Source organism: Paenibacillus sp. (genome assembly GCF_035645195.1).
In the GTDB taxonomy this organism is placed as follows: Bacteria; Bacillota; Bacilli; order Paenibacillales; family YIM-B00363; genus Paenibacillus_AE.
In genome coordinates, this window is the sequence record NZ_DASQNA010000045.1 from 93402 (window position 1) to 114045 (window position 20644).

The 20644-nt window shown below is 61.6% G+C and carries 13 protein-coding genes; 12 read left to right on the forward strand and 1 reads right to left on the reverse strand.

Annotated elements, in window-relative coordinates:
* The first annotated feature begins 8 nt into the window (after nucleotides 1-8).
* The 4 genes from VE009_RS25110 (at nucleotide 9) to VE009_RS25125 (ending at nucleotide 3670) form a co-directional block, all read left to right on the forward strand.
* Nucleotides 9-845, forward strand: a complete 837-nt coding sequence (locus tag VE009_RS25110) for an SDR family oxidoreductase (RefSeq protein ID WP_325012532.1) — start codon at nucleotides 9-11, stop codon at nucleotides 843-845.
* A 146-nt stretch (nucleotides 846-991) separates the two neighbouring features.
* Complete coding sequence (locus tag VE009_RS25115; RefSeq protein ID WP_325012598.1) at nucleotides 992-1777, forward strand: ABC transporter permease; 786 nt, start codon at nucleotides 992-994, stop codon at nucleotides 1775-1777.
* Nucleotides 1778-1793: 16 nt separating this feature from the next.
* Entirely contained in the window at nucleotides 1794-2570 is a 777-nt protein-coding gene (locus VE009_RS25120; RefSeq protein ID WP_325012535.1) for an ABC transporter ATP-binding protein, read from the forward strand.
* A gap of 20 nt (nucleotides 2571-2590) precedes the next feature.
* Complete coding sequence (locus VE009_RS25125; protein ID WP_325012537.1) at nucleotides 2591-3670, forward strand: ABC transporter substrate-binding protein; 1080 nt, start codon at nucleotides 2591-2593, stop codon at nucleotides 3668-3670.
* Here the strand turns inward: VE009_RS25125 and VE009_RS25130 are convergent.
* On the reverse strand, nucleotides 3667-4560 hold the full coding sequence (locus VE009_RS25130; RefSeq protein ID WP_325012539.1) for an AraC family transcriptional regulator: 894 nt from the start codon (nucleotides 4558-4560) through the stop codon (nucleotides 3667-3669). The two genes, VE009_RS25125 and VE009_RS25130, sit on opposite strands and share 4 nt — an antisense overlap.
* 179 nt (nucleotides 4561-4739) lie before the next feature.
* Here VE009_RS25130 and VE009_RS25135 point away from each other — a divergent pair, with 179 nt between their 5' ends.
* The 8 genes from VE009_RS25135 (at nucleotide 4740) to VE009_RS25170 (ending at nucleotide 20615) form a co-directional block, all read left to right on the forward strand.
* The gene (locus VE009_RS25135) at nucleotides 4740-5846 is read left to right on the forward strand and encodes a GntR family transcriptional regulator (RefSeq protein WP_325012542.1); all 1107 of its coding nucleotides are present in this window, start codon (nucleotides 4740-4742) and stop codon (nucleotides 5844-5846) included.
* Nucleotides 5847-6019: 173 nt separating this feature from the next.
* Nucleotides 6020-8419: a family 78 glycoside hydrolase catalytic domain gene (locus VE009_RS25140; RefSeq protein WP_325012544.1), complete on the forward strand. Its 2400-nt coding sequence runs from the start codon at nucleotides 6020-6022 to the stop codon at nucleotides 8417-8419.
* 179 nt (nucleotides 8420-8598) lie between these two features.
* Complete coding sequence (locus VE009_RS25145) at nucleotides 8599-10278, forward strand: ABC transporter substrate-binding protein (RefSeq protein ID WP_325012546.1); 1680 nt, start codon at nucleotides 8599-8601, stop codon at nucleotides 10276-10278.
* An 81-nt stretch (nucleotides 10279-10359) separates the two neighbouring features.
* Entirely contained in the window at nucleotides 10360-12285 is a 1926-nt protein-coding gene (locus VE009_RS25150) for an ABC transporter permease subunit (protein ID WP_325012548.1), read from the forward strand.
* Between the two features lie 13 nt (nucleotides 12286-12298).
* Nucleotides 12299-13177: a carbohydrate ABC transporter permease gene (locus VE009_RS25155; protein WP_325012550.1), complete on the forward strand. Its 879-nt coding sequence runs from the start codon at nucleotides 12299-12301 to the stop codon at nucleotides 13175-13177.
* Nucleotides 13178-13201: 24 nt separating this feature from the next.
* Complete coding sequence (locus VE009_RS25160) at nucleotides 13202-17212, forward strand: DUF5722 domain-containing protein (protein ID WP_325012552.1); 4011 nt, start codon at nucleotides 13202-13204, stop codon at nucleotides 17210-17212.
* 72 nt (nucleotides 17213-17284) lie between these two features.
* Nucleotides 17285-19009, forward strand: a complete 1725-nt coding sequence (locus tag VE009_RS25165; RefSeq protein ID WP_325012554.1) for a sensor histidine kinase — start codon at nucleotides 17285-17287, stop codon at nucleotides 19007-19009.
* On the forward strand, nucleotides 18984-20615 hold the full coding sequence (locus VE009_RS25170) for a response regulator (protein ID WP_325012556.1): 1632 nt from the start codon (nucleotides 18984-18986) through the stop codon (nucleotides 20613-20615). The genes VE009_RS25165 and VE009_RS25170 overlap by 26 nt, the downstream gene beginning before the upstream one ends.
* Nucleotides 20616-20644: the final 29 nt, after the last annotated feature.

The following is a 20644-nucleotide window of genomic DNA, read 5'->3' on the forward strand; positions in this document are numbered from 1 at the left end:
TGACCAGCTTGGCAAAGCAGACAGCGCTCATAACGGGAGCAAGCAGCGGGTTCGGGCTGCTCGCGGCGATCGAGCTGGCGAAAGCCGGCGTCGCGGTCGTTGCGGGCGTCAAAGAGCGGGACGAGATCGACCTTGTGATCGGCGAAGCCGGGAAGCATAACGTCTCGGAACGGATCGACGTCGTAAAACTGGATGTGACGATTCCCGAAGAGGTCGAGAGCGTCAAAGAATACGTCCTATCTACATACTCGTCGCTGGATTTTCTAATCAACAATGCGGGAATTTCCATCGGGGGGGCGGCGGAGGACGTATCGATGGAAGCGTACAGGCTGCAATTCGAGACGAACGTCTTCGGCGCGATCGCCGTGACGAAAGCATTCGTTCCGACGATGCGGAACAATCGGAAAGGGAAAATCATCAATATGGGCAGCTTCAGCGGCTCCTTCGCGTTCCCGGGCTTGACGCCGTATGCCGCTTCCAAATACGCCTTGCGGGGGTTCAGCGAATCGCTGCGGTTAGAGCTGCTTCCTTTCCAAGTATACGTAAGCTTGATCGAGCCCGGCTCGTACAAAACGGGAATATGGGATAAGGGCCTCAAGGAAATGAACCTGGACGTTCACGACGATTACAAGAAAATGATGCTGATGGCGCAGCAAGGCTCGACGTTGGCGAAAACAAGCGGCGGGGATCCGATCGAAGTAGCGAGCTTGATCAAGCGGATCTGCTTCGAACCAAAGCCGAAGTTTTATTACCCGATCGGGCGGGGCATCAAGACGATGCTGTTTTTAAAACAAGTGCTGCCCTGGTCTTTCCTCGAGGCGGTCATTACCAAGAAATCCTCATAACGCTATATGTCCCGCTCGCATCCGGCGAGCGGGATTTTTTGCGCCTATTTCGCCGCGCACCTATCTGGGCTCCTGTGCATAGGATGCAAGCAGCAAAGGTGGTGAATCGCTTGAAGGCTGACAACGGCGCACACCGTTCCTCCCCGATGGATGTCGCCATGCTGGAGTGGAGAAAGGAGGAGCGCAAGCGGATAAGTCAACGATGGCTTACGATCGCGTCGCCGATTTTTATTTTAGCGCTTTGGGAAATGCTTTCGCGCACTTCCTTGATCGATCCGCGCTTCTTCCCGCCGCCTACAAGCATCGTGCGGACGTTCTGGGAGCTTGCGGTCAGCGGCTCGCTCTTCACCCATATCGGCGTCAGTTTGACCCGGATCGCGCTCGGGTTTTTGGCGGGCACGATTCCCGGGGTCGTCCTGGGCCTGCTCATGGGCATGTATCGGCCTTTCCGGTCGTTCTGCTCTCCGCTGCTCATGGCGCTCATGCCGATCCCGACCTTGGCCTTGATGCCGCTCATCCTGATCGTCTTCGGCATCGGCGAGACGTCCAAGGTGATGACGATCGCCGGCAGCGTCTTCTTCCCGGTCGTGATCAATACGGCCGCCGGGGTCGCGAACATCGACCGGTCGTACATCGACGTCGCCCGAAATTACGGCGCGGGCCCGAGCCAATTTTTCCTTCGAATCGCACTGCCGGGGGCGCTTCCGCTCATGTTGGAAGGCGTGCAGATGGGGCAGGCGATCGCGCTGCTGACGATCGTCGCCGCCGAAATGATCGGCGCGAATCAAGGCATCGGCTACTTGATTTGGAGTTCCTACAAAGTGTTTAACTTTCATCCGATGTACGTCGGCCTCATCCTGATCTCTTTCTTCGGGTACACGTTCTCCATTTTACTGCGCTGGCTGCAATCGAAGCTGGTGCCGTGGCAGTAGTGAGGAGGGGAAAAAGGTGTCGGAGCAGCCCAAAATTACCGTACGCGAATTGACGAAAGTGTTTTACAAAAAGGACCGGCACGTCACCGCGCTGGATCGCGTCTCCCTAGAGGTGGCGGAAGGGGAGTTCGTCTGCTTGGTCGGCCCGAGCGGCTGCGGCAAAACGACGCTGCTCCGCATCCTCGCGAACCTGGAAACGCCGAGCTCCGGCCAGGTGACGATTCGGCGGACCGACGAAAGCAAGCCGCTGCAGTCGATGATTTTTCAGGAAAACGGCATCTTGCCATGGATGACGGTGCGGGAGAACGTTGCCTTCGGTCTTGAAATGAGGAGGCTGCCGAAGCACCTCATTCGGGAGCGGGTCTCGTATTACTTGGATAAAGTGGGGCTGAGCCAATTCGCCAAGCTGTATCCCAAAGAGCTGTCGGGCGGGATGAAACAGCGGGTGAGCATCGCGCGGGCGTTCGCCAACGATCCGGAGCTGCTGCTGATGGATGAACCGTTCGCGGCGCTCGACGAGCAAAACAAATTCATTCTGCAGCAGGAGCTTCTGAACATCTGGGAGGAAGACCGCAAGACGGTCTTATTCATTACACATAGCATTGACGAGGCGCTGATGCTGAGCGATCGCATTTTACTGCTGTCGGCGCACCCGGGCACCATCGCGGGCGAAGTGCGCGTCGACCTCCCCCGGCCGCGGACGATGGAGCAAATTCGGGCGAATGCGCAAACGTCGGAAGCGTTCATACACATATGGAACCATTTGCAGCGGGAAGTCCAAAGTTCGAGATGAACGGAAAGGAAGAACGTCCAATGAAAAAATGGGGTATTGCGTTCGTATCCGCAGCGTTGATCGGAGTCGCCCTCCTGGCGGGGTGCGGTTCGACGGATCGGCCGGCGGCGCCGGTCGGCGAAGGGGCTCCGGCCGGAGGCGATTTGGCGCCGCTTCGGGAGAAGACGAAGGTGCTCATCGCGGAGGACGGGGCCGCATCCGGGGCAGGCTTTTACATCGCGGAGAGCAAAGGGTATTTCGCCGAGTACAATATCGAAGTCGAATTTGCTACGTTCGCCAACAGCGACGAAATGCTTCCGGCGCTCGCGACGGGGGAGATCGACGTAGCCGGCGGCGTCTCTACCGCCTCGTTCTTCAATTCGATCGCGCAAGGCATCGACGTTCGCATGATCGCCGACAAAGGGCATAACCGCAAAGGGGCTTCCTATTTCACGTTCGTAATCGACAAAGAGCAGGAAGGTCTTATTACGGATTACAAAGATCTTAAGGGCAAGCGGGTCGCCGTTTCCTCGGAGAACGGAGTGGACGATTACATTTTCCAGCAAATGCTCGATCATGCCGGGCTGACCCGGGAAGACGTCGAGTTCGTGCTCATTCCGGATTTCGCCAACATGCTGGCCGGCATGCAGACCGATTCGTTGGACGCGGCGCTGCAGATCGAACCGCTCATCACGCGGGGCGAAGCCGAGGGGATCCACGTCAAGTTCCTGGACGCTACGGATTTCGCGCCGGAGGCGCAAATCGCGATGGTGCTCGCTTCTCCCGAGTTCGTGACCGAAAAACGCGACGTCGCGGTTCGGTTCATGGCGGCATACTTGAAGGGGCTGCGCGATTACAACGATGCGTTCGTGAAGGGCCGGGGAGACAAGGCCGAAGTCATCCGGATCATGACGGAATATACCGCCTTGAAAAATCCCGAGCTGTGGGAGCAGGTGAACGTGACGGGGCTCGATCCGAACGGGAACATGTTCGTCGACGACATCAAAGCGCAGTACGAATGGTATAAAGCGAGAGGCGCGCTGATTCGGGACATCGACATCGAGGCGGCCATCGATACGAGCCTCGCGAAGGAAGCGGTCGAGATTCTCGGCGAGTACTAAGCATTCGGCGAATGCGCCTGCCGGTACTGCCTCGGCGAAAGGCCGGTGTGTTTTCGGAACGCGCGGTTGAAGAAGCTGACGTCTTGAAAGCCGGAGCTGTAGGCGACGTGAATGATTTTGGCGTCCGTCGTCTGCAGCAGCCGGCAGGCGTGTTCGATTTGAAGCGACTGTTTGTAGTCCATGAGGGACATACCGGTCGCTTTTTTGAATTTGGCGGTGAACGACGAGACGCTCATGCCGCAGCTGGCGCTCAGCTGGGACAGCGTCAGCGGCTGGCGGAAATGATCCCGCACGAAATGGACGATCGATTCGATCCATTCGTCGCGGACGGGCGGCAAGCCGATCGGCCGATCGGGATCCTCGTAAAACCGGTTCAGCAGCACCAGGCATTCGATCCAGCGCGATTTGATGATCAACCGATACCCGGTCCGCCGTTCTTCGAACTCTTGGGCGATCGCGTCGAGGTGGCCTTCGATGTCCGCCCGCTGGCGGGGGCGCAGCGCGAAATGCGGGACGAAGGACGCTTGCTTGCGCAAGAACGGCGCGAGGAAGAACGAACGGATGATGGCGGGCATGTCGAGCAGCGCGTCGAACTCCTTTTGCAGCAGTTCCTTCTTAAAGAGGACATTGTACAGCACGGTCTCCTCCGACGCGGAGCCTTCATAGCTGTGATACGTCTGGGGTTCCAGCACGAACACGTCGCCCGTGTTCAGCACGTACCGATGCTGCGCCATATCGTGAACCGCGCCGCCCTGAACGACGTAGACGAACTCCAAAAAGTCGTGCGTATGCGACGGGATTATTTCCCCTCTTCGGATGCAGTAGCGCTGGATAAAAAACGGAAATGCATCGTCCTCGAAAAACGCCGTCCCCTTCAATACCGATTCCATTGGGCCCTCCCGTTGACTGCCGCTTCGCGGAGCGGAGATACATTAAGTATACTCTAAAATTGTAACGTATTGGAGACTTTTCAAGCCTGGGCGGCGGTTTCAGCCTTCAAGCGCATCCTCTTCTTGAAAACATGCATTCCATAACGTATACTTAATTCAAGAAACGGAGCGTGCTAACGATGAAAACGGATAAGACCCCGATGTACCAAACGATCGTAGACGATTTGAAACAAAAAATCGCCGCCGGCGCCTTCCCGCTGCACGAGCCGCTCCCGACGCAGGTGGAATTCGCAAGAATTTATAATACAAGCGAAATTACGACACGCAGAGCGTTGACCGAGCTCGCTAACGAAGGCTACATTTACCGCGTGCGCGGCAGAGGGACGTTCATCCGGCTGGAGCCCGACGGGAAGCCCAAGGAGAAGCCCGTCGCCCTGGAGCGCATATACCTTGCGCATTCGTCGATTTCGTTGCAGACGTTCAACCATCGGTTCTATAGCGACCTGCTGGTCGGCATTCAGGAAGTGTGCGACGAAAATATGGTGAAATTTCATTTGTGGGATGTCGGTTCCGCCGCTTCGCTGCCGGAGAAGGACGACCGTACCGGCTATATCGTGCTGCCGAACGCAGGGATGAATCCGGACATTTTGCGCAGGTGGAAGACGGAGGAGCGCAAGCTCGTCACCGTCCATTTCTTTTATCCGCAGCTGCAGATTCCTTATGTAATCGTCGATAACCTTACCGGCGGCTTCCTCGCTACGCAGCATCTGCTGTCGCTCGGCCATCGCAGAATCGGAATCGTCTTGACCGGGAAATCGGCGCTCGAGATGAACCAGGAATTCACGCTGCGCCTCCAAGGGTATCGTCTGGCGCTGTCGCAATACGACGTCGAGTTCGATCCGAATCTCGTGGCGGTCATCGAGGCGGAGGAGGAGCACGCGGAGATGGGCTACGCCGGCGCGCATAAATTGATGTCGCTCGACCCGCCGCCGACGGCGCTGTTCGTGACGAGCGATTTCAAGGCGGCGGGAGCGCTGCAGGCGCTGAAGGATCGAGGGATGCGCATCCCGGAGGACGTCAGCGTCGTCGGTTACGACGATACGCTGACGAGCCCGTTCTTCGAGCCGGCGCTGACGACCGTGAACCAAAATACGACCGCGGTCGGGCGGCGCGCCGCGGAAATGCTGCTGTTCGAATGGCGGCAAGCCGAATCCGGCAAGCTGCTGAAGGACGAAATCGTGCCGAAGCTCGTCGTGCGGGACAGCACGTCGGAGTTCGAGCCGTAAAGCGGCTGCTAGACATTTCAGATGTTTCAATATCGCAGGCGACGGTCTTCCGACCGGCGTCTGTTTTTTTCATTTTTTCCCAAAGAAACGGTTGATCTATTTTTAATAAAGTATATAATGAATATTAAACGTATACGTTATTTTGCAAACCCAATACATAAGGGGGGATGAGCTTGGGCAACCGGTGGCAAGCCCAGTGGATATGGGCCGCTCATGACGGCCCGCCCCACAACATCTATGTGGAAGCGAGAAAAACGTTCACGCTTGCCGACGGCTCTTGGCGATCCGCGGCGATCCGCGTTTCCGCAAACCAGGAGTACATTCTGTACGTTAACGGTACGGAGATCGGCAGAGGACCTTCGCCGAGCGACAACGCGTGGAAGTATTACGATTCCTATGATATCGCGCCTTTGCTTCGCCCCGGGAGCAATACGATCGCGCTGCTGGCGTACAATTTCGGCGACCAAGCGATCGTCACGCAGCAGCTGCAAGGGCCGGGCGGCTTGATCGCCGAGGCGGACATCTCCGCGGCCGGCGGCGAGCGCATCGTCGTCGGCACGGACGGTTCATGGAAGGCGCGGCGTTCTCGCCGCTGGGTCGAAAGCGTCAGCCGGCTGCATCTGTGGGGCGGGTTTCGCGAGATGTATTTGGCCGAGCGGGAGGACGGCTGGGAGCGGCCCGAGTACGACGACGGGCATTGGCCGGACGCGGTCGTCGTCTCGGCCGCCTGCGATCCGGCCGGGCCGTGGCCGCGGCTGCTGCCGAGGGACATACCGTTCCTCTCGCGGGAACGGCATGCGCCGCAGTTGATCGCCGGCAGCGAGCCGTTCGGCGGCCGCATCGAGCGCGCGGACGCGCTGCTGGCGGACGCGTCCCCGCACGGGACCGGCGGGGGTATGACGCTGGACGCGTCGCGCCCGGGCTCGTTCCCGGCGGTGACGTTCGATTTCGGCAAGCAGCGGGTCGGCTATATGGAGCTGGAGGTGACGGCGCCGGAGGGAGGCGTCCTGCAGCTGCACTACGGAGAATCGCTCGATATGGCGCTGCACGACACGTTCTTCTTGAAGCGCGGAGCGAATACGCTGCGCCCGTTCGGACGGCGCGCCTTCCGCTACGTTAAGACGGTGGCGCAGGCGACGCCCGCGCCGGTCGTCGTCGAACGATTCGGCGTCCAATCCGTCGGCTATCCGTTCGTAAGGTCCGGCGCGTTCCGCTGCGACGACGAGCTGCTGAACCGGATTTGGGAGACGGGACGTTACACGACGATGCTGAACAGCCAAGATCATCTGGAGGACTGCCCGCTGCGCGAGAAAGCGCTGTGGGTGGTCGACGCGATCGTCATGGGCAAAGTGATTTACCAAACGTTCGGCGATACGGCGCTGCTCCGCAAATGCTTGCTGCAGGGCGCCCGCATTCAAAACGAGGACGGCTCGATCCCGGGAACGGGTCCCGAGCGGAATACGTTCCTGCTGCCGGATTTTTGCGCGCATTGGCTGTCCGGCGTCGCCGATTATTGGCGGTACGCGGCGGACGAGGCGTTCCTGCGCGACGTGTGGCCGGCGGCGCTTCGATTGATCGACTGGTTCGAAGCGCAGGAGGACGAGAACGGCATCTTCTCCGGGGCCGACCGGGACGGCTGGTGGTGCTTCATCGACTGGTCGGACGATTTGGATAAGCGCGATCAAGTCGCGGCCGTCTCGTGCCTCCAGCACAAAATGTACGCGGACGCCGCCGAGCTGGCGGAAGCGCTCGGAGACCGCGCGTACGCGGAACGGTGCCGGCGGAAGGCGGGCACGCTGCGCGAATCGATCCGCGCTCGCTTCCGGCATCCGGAGCGAGACGCGCTCGCCGATTGCCGGACGAAGGACGGCTTGTCGGACAGCGTCACGGCGCAAACGAATTTCATGGCCATTTGGACGGGCGTGACGACGGCGGACGAGGCGGTTCGGTTCCTGACGGACACGTACTTGGCCGATCGCTGCCCGCCGATCAAAGGGGCATTCTTTTACCACATCGTGTTGGAGACGCTGTTCGACTACGGCTTCGTCGACGCCGCGCTGGAACGCATTCGCTCGTTCTGGGGCGAAATGCTGCGCCGCGGGGCGACGACGTGGTGGGAGACGTTCGACCCGGCGACGCCGCACAGCGCGATCCCGAGCCCGTACCAAGGCAATACGCCGACCTACCTGGCGGATCATATTCCGGTCAGCCACTGCCACGGCTGGGGAGCGTCTCCCACATACCTGCTGACGCAGCGGGTGCTGGGCATCGACGCGTCGCGGCTTTGTACCGGCACGCTGGCGTTCGTTCCGCAGCCGCCGAGCGGCATGGCATGGGCGGAAGGGGCGGTGCCGACTCCTTGGGGGGACGTCGCGGCGAGGTGGGAGCGCAAGGCGGACGGCGCCGTCGTCTTCGAAGCGGAGCTGCCCGCCTCGCTCGAATGGGGCAGCCCGATCCTCAGGCAGCCGTCGACGACGATCGCGTCGAAAGACCGGATCCGCGTGCGAGGACTCGTGCCGGCCGACGACGCCGCCCCGCTGGGCGCCGGCACGGCGGCGGAGGCTTCCCCGTAACGGCAGGTATGCATTGATCGGTTTTTGAAATAAGTATATAATTGTTAATAAATGTATACGTTTAATGCCAAAAAGTATTTTGGTTTCCGCCGTCCCGCCGCTCGTTACACGCAATCATGAAAACGCTTAACCAACCCCAGTCTTTGCGTACGATTACCGCAAAAAGGAGAGGTCAGCGCATGAAATGGAACAAACGGCTTTCCCCGCTGCTCGCCGTACTGCTGACGGCAACATTGATCGCGGCTTGCACGAATTCCGGCGGGGAAGCGACCCCGCAGCAGCCCGTCCCCGAGGAACAACCCGCCCAACAACAGGAACCCGCCGCACCCGCTCCCGCCGCCGAGACGGAAACGAAGACGGAGCTGGAGGGGACGATTCGCATCTCGCTCCCGAACGCCTCCGCTTCCGTTTGGAACGCAGTCGCCAAAGCGTACATGGAGAAGCACCCGAAGGTGAACGTCGTCGTCGACAACAAGCCGCTCGAGGGCTACCGGGAATGGCTGACGGCGCAGTTCGCGGCCGGCACGCCGGACGTCGATTTGGTCGTTACGAACGAAGTCGCCTCCCTGCACGAGAACGGCAGCTTCGTCGATTTTTACCCGTTCTTCGAGAAAGTCAACCCGTATACCGGGAAGAAGTGGAAGGAAAGCCTCGACCTCGACGCCATGGGCATCAATTTGGCGAACGTCGGGGCGGACGACCACATGTACATGTTGAACTTCGAATCGGTGCAGATCGTTTGGGTGTACAATAAAGAAATTTTCGCGTCCGTCGGCATTCAGGAGCCGCCGAAGACGTTCTCGCAATTGATCGAAGCCTTCGAGAAAATCAAGGCGGCCGGCTATACGCCGCTCGCGCTCGCCGGCAACTCCCATTCGATGTGGAGCGGGCAGGCCGGCTGGCTCGTCCGCATTTACGCCGACCAATATATGCGGGATTCGATCCATGTCGTCCGCTCGCAGCCGGAGGACTACACGTACCTGCCCGAGATCGACGACGCCTGGACGTTCGATCCGTCGGATCCGTACAACGACTCCAACAGCAAGGTGACGAAGAACGACCTTCGCGTATGGAAGGCAATCAAGGATAAGGAAGGCCCGTTCCGCGTGGAGGGCAATCCGAAATGGGCCGCGTTCATGGAAAACTTGAAGACGCTGTTTCAATATACGCCCGACGGATTTTTCGGCGTGAACGACGAACAGGCGTACAGCTTGTTCCTGACCGGCAAGGCGGCGACGATGATGAGCACGCCGGGCTCGTTCTGGCAGCTGCCGAAAGATTTCGCGAGCGAGGAGAAAGCAGGCGCGCAAGGAGGCGTGAAGCCGTTCGAATACGGATTCTTCAATATGCCGTCCATGGAAGGCGCCGAAGTGATGGCCCCCGCTCGAACGATCCACATTCCGATCGGCTTCTACAGCTTCGTCGCGAAGGACGCGAAGCAGACGGAGCTCGACATCGATTTCATGATGTATTTGACGAGTCCGGAGGGCTACAAGGTGTACTTGACCGCCATTCAAAACAGCCAAGACGCGGCGCTCGCCGGCGCGCCGGCGCTGAGGGATATCGAGCTGCCCGAAGAGATGGCGGCGGCGTTCGCGAATTTCGAGGCGATCGGCAATACGGAAGGGTTCCCGAGCGCGGCGAACTCGCTCGCCCGCGGCGTGTGGGACCACCAGCCGTCGGTGCAGGATTGGGTCGGCTTGGTGCAGCGGTATTTCGGCGGCCAGGTGACGACGGAGCAGTATTTGACCGAATATCAGGGCATCGTCGACAAATATTTGGCGCCGGCGATGAAGGAGAAGAAGCTGGAGCTTACGGATCTCGAGCATCCGGAGCGAAGGCCGCCGGAACGAAATTAAAGAGCGGACGCGCGGCGTTCGTCCGAAGGATGACCTTCGGGCGAACGGCGCCCGCCTGCGCGGAAAGGAGGAACCGCGAAGATGGCGTTACGCAGCAAGCAAGCGCTCGTCGCGATGTGGATCGTCTTCAGCGCCGTCTTCACGTTCGCGGGAGCGGCTTCGGGGAACGCCGCCGCCTGGACGCTGGACGCGGCGGAGAACGTCACGTCGCTGTCGGTGTCCGCGGACGGCGGCCGCATCGCGGTCGGCAGTTACGGCGCCAAGGCGTATTCGTTCGGCGCGGACGGTACGCCGCAATTCGCGTTCGAGGCGCGCAACGTCGTGACCGGAGTGGCGTTCCTCGGGGACGGCAGCCTGCTCGTCTCTTCGGATGACCGGCGGCTGTACAAATTGGACGAAGCCGGGCGGCCGGTATGGGAGAAGGATGCGAAGCGCCAGGTGAAAAGCGTCGCCGCGTCGCGGGATGGCGCGACGTCCGCGTATATCGCGCAGGGGCAGCCGGCCGTCTTCTTCATCGACCCGGCCACGGGCGAGACGGTGCGGGAATCGGATATCGGCATCGCGCCCGCGCAACTGAGCGTCTCGCCCGCCGGACGCTATGTCGCGGCGGGGGCGGCGGACCAGTACGCGTACGTGATGGACGCCGAAGGACTGCTGCTGCGGCGCATGGGCGTGACCGGCTCGATCGAGGCCGTGTCCGTGACGGACGACGGCACGGTCGCCGTCGGAACGTCGCGGAACGAGATCGTCATCTTCTCGCCGGATGGGGCGGCGTCGGCCGCGATGACCGCGAAGGACGTCGTCACCGACGTCGCATTGTCCGAGGACGGGGCGTTCGTCGCGGCAGCGGATTATTCCGGCAACGTCTATTTGTTCTCGCGGGACGGCCGGACGCTCTGGTCGTCCCGGATCGACGGCGCCGGCCGGCAAGTCGCGTTCAACCGCGAGGCGACCGCGCTGTACCTCGGCTCGGGCGCCGGGACGGTGCATGCGTACGACGTCGCAGGCGCGGTCGCCTCCGCGAAGAGCGGCGCAGCCGTCCGCACGGCGGCGATCGTCTTCGCGGCCGCGGCGGCTGCGGCGCTGCTCGGCGGCGGGCTGCTCGCGCTGAAGCGCAAGCGCAAGCTAAGCGTGTTCGTCGAGGCGTGGCGCGCGAGATACGTGTACGCGGCGCTGTTGCCGAGCTTCGCGCTGATCTTCGTGTTCCTGTATTACCCGGCGTTCTCCGGGTTGTTCCACTCGCTGTACGATTGGAATCCCGGCGGCCGGACGGTATTCGTCGGGCTCGCCAATTTCGAGCGGATGGCGAACGACCCGTACGTGACGAAAGGTCTCGGCAACTTGGCGCTGCTGATCGTCACCGGCCTCGTGAAGACGCTCGTACCGCCATTGATCGCCGCGGAGCTGATTTACCATCTGCGGAACAAGCGGGCGCAGTATGGGTACCGGACGCTGTTCGTCGCGTCCATGGTCGTCCCCGCCGTCGCCGGGCTGCTCATTTGGCAAAACTTGTACGACCCTAACGTCGGATTGATCAACAAGGCGCTCGAAGCGTTCGGGCTGCCGGGACATGCGTGGCTGGGCGATCCGAACAGCGCGTTGTGGGCGGTCATTTTCATCGGCTTTCCGTTCATCGGCATCCTGCAGCTGCTCGTGTTCTACGCCGGCCTGCTCGCGATTCCGGAGGAGCTGATCGAATCGGCGAAGATGGACGGCGCCGGCCTGTGGCGCGTCATTCGTTCGATCCATCTGCCGCTCTTGTCGGGGCAGTTCAAGCTGCTGCTCATTCTGTGCCTCATCGGCGTCATTCAAGACTTCGGCGCCATCTTGATCGTGACCGGCGGCGGACCGATGGATTCGACGTACGTGCCGGCGCTGCAGATGTACTATGCGGCTACCGTATTCAACGACCTCGGGTATGCGTCCGCGCTCGGCGTCGCCATGTTCGCGGTCATTCTGGCGATTACGATCGTAAATATGAGGCTGATCAAAACCGCTCACGAGTAAAGGAGGAGGCCGAATGACCATCGCAAGAGCCCAAGCCCGATCGACGCCGGAGGCTCGGCGGAGACGGTCTCCCGTCTCGTCCGCCGGGCAGCTCGCGGCGCATGCCGCGCTCGGGACGCTCGTATTTCTGACGCTCGTGCCGATCGCGTTTATGCTGGTCAGTTCGCTCAAAAGCAACGCGCAAATTCTCGGCAGCTTCTGGTCGCTCCCCGCGCCGCCTAGGTGGGGCAACTACGGCGAAGCGTACGCTGCGGTGTGGCGGTACATCGCCAACACCGTGGCGTACGCGGCGGCGGGAAGCGCTCTCGTCTGCGCATTGTCTTCGGTCTCGGGCTACGTGTTCGCGAAAAAGCGGTTTCCGGGCAAGGAAACGCTGTTCATGATGATGCTGGCCATGATGATGATTCCGGGCGTGCTTACGCTGATTCCGTCGTATGTGCTGTACAACAGCATGGGGCTGACGAACACGCCGTGGGTCATCATTATCGCGCATGCGGCCGGCGGGCAAATTTTCGGCACGTTCCTTTGCAGAAGCTACATCGCCGGGGTGCCGAACGAGCTGTTCGAAGCCGCCCGCATCGACGGAGCCCACGAAATCACCGTGTTTACGCGAGTCGTGCTGCCGCTGGCGGTGCCGATCTTGGCTACGCTGTTCATCATGCAGTCGGTGGGGATTTACAACGACTATATTTGGCCGCTGCTGACGATTCGGGACAGCTCCATCCAAGTGATCGGGGTGGGACTGACCGTGTTCGAAAACCAATTCGGCATCAAAAATATAGGCGTTCAGTTCGCCGCTTATGCACTTTCGTCGGTGCCGCTTGTGCTCATCTTCGCGTTCGGCATGAAATATTACATCCAAGGCATGACTCAAGGCGCTCTGAAAATGTAAAAGAGTAGGGAGGACATGTCGTATATGAAACCGATGAAACGAATGCTCGCGGCCGTCGCCTTGGCCGTTATAACAGGCCAAACGCTGCTTGCGGCGATTGCGTCTGCAGGCGCGTACGATCCGACGTTGACGCCTTCGCCGAACGTCGCGAGCGGCACGGCCGTCTATCCGGCTTTGACGATTAACGACTTCAACACGCCCGAAGACGTCGCGACGTGGTCGGCCGGCGAAAATACGAAGAGCGTCGCGTTCGTGACCGGCATTTTGAACGGTCCTGGAAGCGTTTACGAAGGGGCGGGGGCGCTCGAGCAGCGGCCGGAGCCGGTGAAGGTGTACGAGTGGCGCACCGTATACCGCGATTTCGCGGAGCCGCTTGATTTGTCCGGCTATCGGTATTTGGCGCTTGCCGCCAACAGCTGGGGCTGGCAGCAGGTCGATTACGTGCTCCGCATTCGCATGCACGGCGGGGACGGGGTGCACGAGTCGATCGCGCACATTCGTCCGGACGCTTGGCGCACCGTATTCGTCGACATGTCGTCGTGGGCGGGGCGGGCGAGCGTCGAGCGGCTCGAAATATCGTTCATGCAAAACTTCGATCTCGAGGGCGTGCCGCCGGGCGCGCCGGGGTACGACTTTTGGGACGGGCGGTTCCAGCTCGACGCGATTTCGGCGACGAACGTCCTCGACATGCGCTTTAGCAAGGAAGGGGACGCCGAAGGGTTCGAGGCGTCGCGCGGCGCGGTCGCGTCGACCGGCGGCAAGCTGGTCTGGACCGTCGCCGGACCGGGCGACGCGCTGACGTCGGGCTCGTTCGCCCTGCCGCTCGGGGAGCGCAACGCGATCATGCTGGCGCTCGCGAACGGCACGCCGGCCGAGCGGCTGCGAGTGCAGTGGATCACGGCGGAAGATCCGGAGTGGGATGATGCCAAATCGAAGCTGTTCGACATCGAACCGTTCGGGCAGATGAAGACGTACGCCTTGAATATGTCCGATCAGTCGGAATGGGCGGGCACGCTTCGGCAGTTTCGAATTCAACCGGTCCTTGAGGCCGGAGAAGGCGGGGTGATCCAAGTGGACGAAGCGGAATTCGGCATCATGCCGCCGCTGCCTCCGGAATACATCGGCGCCGTCGCGCCGCCGACGATTCGGGAGGACGGGGTAAGCGTCGCGCTGACGGGATCGATCGAAGCGGAAGCGGTCGGCGCGCAGAACGGCGTGCTTGCGCTATATGAGTTTCCCACGTACGCCGATCCGGCGGACCCGGCGGCCGTGCGCGAGCTTCTTGCGACGGCGCAGGCGGAGGCGAATTTCGCGTTCGCGTTCCCGCTCATGGACGGCGATCGAAGCCGACTGTACTCGAAGTTCGCGGTGGCGCTGGAGACGGAGAACGGCGAGAGCCGCTGGGTTGCCGCGCCGCAGTATATCGTCAACCCGGATGCCGTCGCGAAGCGTTCGTACCCGTTCCCCGAAGCGCGCAGCAAGAAGGGGCTGCAGGTGCAATACACGGACGACGCGGAGGAGCTCGGCATCAGCCATGCCGCGTTGAACGTCGCGTACGATCAGATGCTGTACATCGACGGGAGCCGTCCGGACCGTACGATTCCGTACGAATTCCAAGGGAAGACGTATTACTTCCGGAAGGATACGGTCGAGCGGCTCGACGGGCAAATCAAAAGCTTGTCCGACAACGATATGATCGTCTCGCTGATTCTGATCATGTACCCGAATCTCGATCCGGCGACGCCGAACCATCTCTTGATCCATCCGGATTCGGAGCCGGGCGGCATCGTGTACGCCGTGAACACGAAGACGGCGGAGGGCGTCGGCTACTACGGCGCCGTGACGAGCTTCCTCGCGGAGCGGTACACGCGCGAGGACGAAGCGTTCGGGCGCGCCGTCAATTACATCGTGGGCAACGAGATCGGCCAAAACAAAATATGGAACAACATGGGACCGAAGCTGATCCACGAGTACGTTGAAGATTATGCGCGGACGCTGCGGCTGACCGACGCGATCGTGCGCAGCCATTACGACCAGGCGCGCGTGTATATTTCTTTGGATCATTTCTGGGATGAGAACTTGCCATCGGATTCGCTATGGAAGTACGACAACAAAAACATCGTCGATTTGCTGTCCGAGCATTTGAAGGCGCACGGGGACATTCCGTGGAACATGGCGTTCCATCCGTATCCGGAAAACTTGTTCAATCCGCGGTTTTGGAACGACGAATCGGCGACCTTCGATTTCCATACGCAGCGCATCACGTTCAAAAACTTGTCCGTGCTCGTCGATTACTTGCGGCAGTCGCAGTTTTTGTACGAAGGCGACATGCGGCGGGTCATCTTGTCCGAGCAAGGATTCCACAGCTTGGACAATTCGCCGGAGGCGCAGGCGCTGCAGGCGGCGGCGTATGCGTACGCCTATTACATCGTCGAGTTTCTCGACGGCATCGACTCGTTCATCCTGCACCGCCATGTCGATCACGCGCAGGAGGGCGGCCTTAACCTCGGCCTCTGGACGAACGCGCCGGGGGAAATCGCGACGCCGTATGAAAAGAAAGCGATCTACGGCGTCTTCCGCGACATCGACACGGCAAGATCGCTCGAGGCGACGGAGTTCGCCAAGGCCATCATCGGCATCGACTCGTGGGAAGCCGCCATTCCCGGCTTCGATGCATCGCAGTTGACCGATCGGGAGGCGCCGGCGTCGTACCCGGCCGAGTTCGCGAACGCCTCGCGCCGCGAAGGCGCCTCGCAGCTGAGCGTCGCGACGTTCGAGAGCGGCACGGACGGCTGGCGGCTCGCCGACAACAGCCGGGCGGTCGCGCGGCATGCCGGCGACGCGTACGAAGGCGAGGCGTCGCTCGAGGTCCAGTTCAGCGCTCTCTCGAAAATGTGGCGCGGCGCCGACGTCGCATTCGACGCGCCGCTCGACGCGACGGAGCACCCGGCGCTTCACGTGGCGCTCAAGATCCCAGGGGAGCTCGCGGATCGCCCGTATTACGCGAAGGTGAAGGTCTACAGCGGCAGCCGCAGCGCGGAGTCCGTCGTCGCGCTGCAGCGGCCGAACGAATGGACGCACGCGATCGTCGACTTGACCGGCTGGGGCGGACTTGACTCGGTCGATCGGGTCAAGGTGTGGATGATGTCGCCGTCGCTAGCGAACTGGAGCGGAACGTTCCTGATCGACGACGTGGCGTTCCGGAAGGCGGGCGGCGCGCAGGAGGGGCGCGTCAACTTCGACGTGACGGCTGCGCTCGAGGGCGACGGTCCGCTCGGGCCCGGCGCGCAGGTGAAGGTCGCGGTCACGAACTACGACGACAAGCCGCTGACCGGGGAAATCGCAGTGTCCTCCGAGCATTTGACGTTCGCCGAGGCGGCGCTGCCGGTGAAAGGCGTGCAGACCGGGGAGACGAAGACGTTCGTGCTGACGGTGACCGCTTACACGCCTCCGGCCGACGGGCTCGTGACGGCGGCGTTCGCTTACCGGAATACGACGCTCGCGAAGACGATCGCGAAAGATAAGGAAGACGGCGAGGAGCAGGTGCCGGATGACGTCGCGCTGCTGTACAATTTCGAACGCGGCGTCGCCGGCTGGGAGCGCGGCGAGCGGGTCGCGGAGCTGCGCACCGTCGAATCGTTCCCGAACGGGCCGCACGTCCCGATACTGGGCAGCTACGCGCTGAACGCGAGAGCCGAAGCCGTTGCGGCGTCCGCGTGGAAGACGGTGCGCACGGCGCCGGTCGAGCCGATCCGCATGACCGAGGGGCGCACGTTCTTCTACCATATCAACTCGTACGGCGGCGTCCCGAACGCGACGTACGAAACGCGCGTCGTCCTGACGGGCGCGGACGGCACGAAGATCGAAGCGGTCGCGCCGATGCAGGCGGACCGGTGGAATCGGATCGAGGTGCCGATCGCCGATTGGAGCGGGAGGGACGCGGTCGCGTCGATCGAGATCGGCTTCCGCGCCGTCGGCAGCGACATGGCCTGGAATCCGGAAATCCAGTACGACTACATCGGCTACATGAAATAACGGGGCACCCGGCGAAAACCCATTGGCGAACGTTCCAATGGGTTTTCGCCGTCCCGGGGAGGAAGGAACGGAATGAAGCCGTTATGGAAAGCGCCTGCGGACTCCATATTTTATAAAATCGTCATGACGTTCCTCGGTTTGCTCGTCCCGCTCTGCGGGCTTAATTTCATGATGAACGATTCCGGGGCGTCCATCGTCCGCGACGAAATTACGCGGTCGATGGAGGACAAGGTAAAGCTGTACGTCCATTTGATCGAATCCGATTTCGTCCGGGTCATCGAGCTCGTTCAGACGTACGTGAACGATGAAGATTTGATGATGCTCAGCACCGCCGCCCCGGTTATGACGGAGGTGGAAAAAACGGAGGCGATTCTCGCGTTGAAGCAAAAGATCGATCTCGTCAAATCGTCCAGCCGTTTCGTCGAAAACGCGAGCGCCTTCATCCCGCTGCTCGACCGGACCGTCTCTTCGAACGACAACTACATCGCCGCGTTCGACCGGGAGCAATTCGAGGCGCTGGCGGTGACAACGAACCGGTACGAAGCGCCGTTCCTGCTGTGGGACGATCGTTTGTTCGTCAGCGTGCCGTACCCCGATCCCGCGCTGACGGAAGGCGCCCGGCCTCCGCAATTTCTGCTGACAGTGGAGGTGTCCGAACGGGCGCTTCGGGAGACGCTCCGTCAGTTTACGAACAATGGAGAAGTGGCCCGGCTCGCCGTCGACTCGCTGCGGTGGTCGATCCGCAGCGACGGCGTCGGCGAAATCGCGCCCGCCGAAAGCGGCGACCTGTTCGTCGTTTCGCATGCGTCGGAGCGGATCGACGCGTCGCTCTCGATCTCCATGCCGAAAGCGCAGGCGTTCGGCCCGCTGCATCGGTACAGGACATGGCTGCTATGGATCGCTTGCTTGTCCGCGATCGTCGTCGTGTTTTTCGCGTTCAGCGTGCACCGCATTATTGATCGGCCGCTGCGGACGCTCGTTCGGTCTCTCGGCATGGTGGAGAAGGGCAATCTGCAGGTGGAGGTGTCGTACCCGCGGAAGGACGAATTCGGCTTCCTGTACAACCGGTTCAACGCGATGGTCAAGCAGCTGAACGTGCTCGTCCATGAAGTATACGAGCAGCAATACCGCGTTCGGCTTGCGGAACTGCGTCAGCTGCAATCGCAGATCAATCCCCATTTTCTGTACAACAGCTTCTTCCTGCTACATCGAATGGCCACATTGCAGGACAACGACAATATCGCCCGGTTTACTTCGTATCTAGGCGATTATTTCCGGTTTATTACGCGGGACGGCGAGTCCGACACGCGGCTCGACGACGAGGCGAACCATGCGCGCACGTATACGGAAATTCAAGCGTTCCGCTTCGGCCCGCGCATCCGCGCCGAGTTCGGGGAACTGCCGCCGGAGGCGGCGGAGCTGCGCGTCCCGCGGCTGATCTTGCAGCCGCTTATCGAGAATGCGTATACGCACGGCTTGGAGAAAAAGACGAAGGACGGGCGGCTGCGCGTCGGCTTCCGAACGGACGGGAACGCGCTGTCGATCGTCGTCGAGGACAACGGCGAGACGCTGGCCGAGGATGCGCTCAGGGAACTGCGCGAGCGGCTGCGCGCTCCGGAAACGTCGGCCGAGAGCACAGGGCTGCTCAACGTACACCGGCGTCTTCGCATCCGCTACGGGGCGCCGTACGGCTTGTCGCTCGAACGGAGCATAGAAGGCGGATTACTGGCGGAATTGCGGATCCCGCTAGAGAAGGAGGGAGAAATGACGGATGTACCGCTTATTGATCGTCGATGACGAGCCGTACACGGTCGACGGGCTGTTCGAAATATTGCAGGACGCCCCCGGCCTGCCGGAGATGGAGCTGTACAAAGCGTATGCGGCGGAAGAAGCGCTCGCCTGCCTCAATCGGGTGAAGGTCGACGTCGTCGTCAGCGACATCCGCATGCCCGGTATGGACGGCTTGGAGCTGCACCGGAGCATCCGCGCGCGATGGCCGCTCTGCAAGGTCATCTTCCTAACGGGGCTGAACGACGCGGACGTCGTCCGGCAGGCGATGCGGGGCGGCGGAGCGGACTATCTTCTGAAAACGGAAGGCGACGCGCCGATCCTGGACGCCATCCGCGCCGCGTTCGAAGCGATCGAGCGGGAGCTGACGAACGACCGGTTTCTCGCGACGGCGAAAGCGCGGCTTCGGCAGGCGCTTCCCGCCATGCGCAACGATTGGTTCCGTCGGCTCTTGCACTATGGGGTCGAGGAGCACGGCGTGCCGCAGGCGAAGCTGGACGAGCTCGAAAGCCCGCTCTCGGCGGACGCGCCCGCGCTGCCGATCGTCGCGCGCGTGGATCGGTGGCCCGACGGGTCGACGGCGGCCGATCGCTCCTTGCTGCTGTACGCGATCGAGAACATCGCCGCCGAGCTGCTAGCAAGCGTCCGTATGCAGTGGATCGCCGCGGACGAAACGTACTTCGTCCTGCTTGTGCAGCCGGGCGCGGGCGCGGCGGCGGACGAAGCGGCGTGGGCGCAGACGGTCAAATTCGCGCAGGGCACGCTCGAGACGGTGCAGGCCGCGTGCTCCCGCCTTCTCAAGCTGACGGTGTCCGCGGTGTGCGGCCGCGAGCCGCTGCCCTGGGAGGCGGTGCCCGAAGCGTGCTACGCCATGCGCAAATCGCTCGTCGTCGGCGTCGGGGACGGGCGAAGCATGATGTTGCTTTCGCGCAGCGGCGAGAAGCCGCCGTGCGGCGACGCGCGCGACGAAGCGGCCGCCGCACGCCACCGGGAGCGTCTCGAGGCCGCGCTGGAGACCGGTGACATCGAGGGGGCGAGAAGTGCGATCGAAGCCGGCTTCGAGGACGTCGCGGCGTATGCGGCATACGTCGAGACGTATTACGCGGCGGCGAACCGGCTGCTCTCGCTCGCGAACCGGTGGGGCGTCGCCGAGCGGAAGGACACAGGCGTTCGCATCGACGACCTGATGGACCTCCGCGCGCATCAATCGCGCGATCAGGCAGTTCGCTGCCTGCAAGACGCCGCGGAGCGGCTGCTTCGCGCAAGGCGGAACGTCCAGGACGAACGCGCGCAACGCATCGTCGACAAAGTCGACCGATGCATCCGCGAACGGATTCGCGAAGACGTCTCGCTGACCGCGCTCGCGGAGGCGGTGTATTTGAACCCCACGTACTTGTCCATGCTGTACAAACAAATCAAAGGAACGAACATTTCCGATACGATTCAGCAAGTCCGGCTCGAGCGGGCGAAGGAGCTGCTCGCCGATCCGCGGCTGAAAATTCACGAGGTGGCGGCGGCCGTCGGCCTGGATAACCCCGGCTATTTCACGCGGTTTTTCCGCAAGCATGCCGGCGTTTCGCCGCAAGAATACCGGAACGCGTCGGCGCCTCGATAATCCAGAACAAAAGCGAAGGAATCCGAACA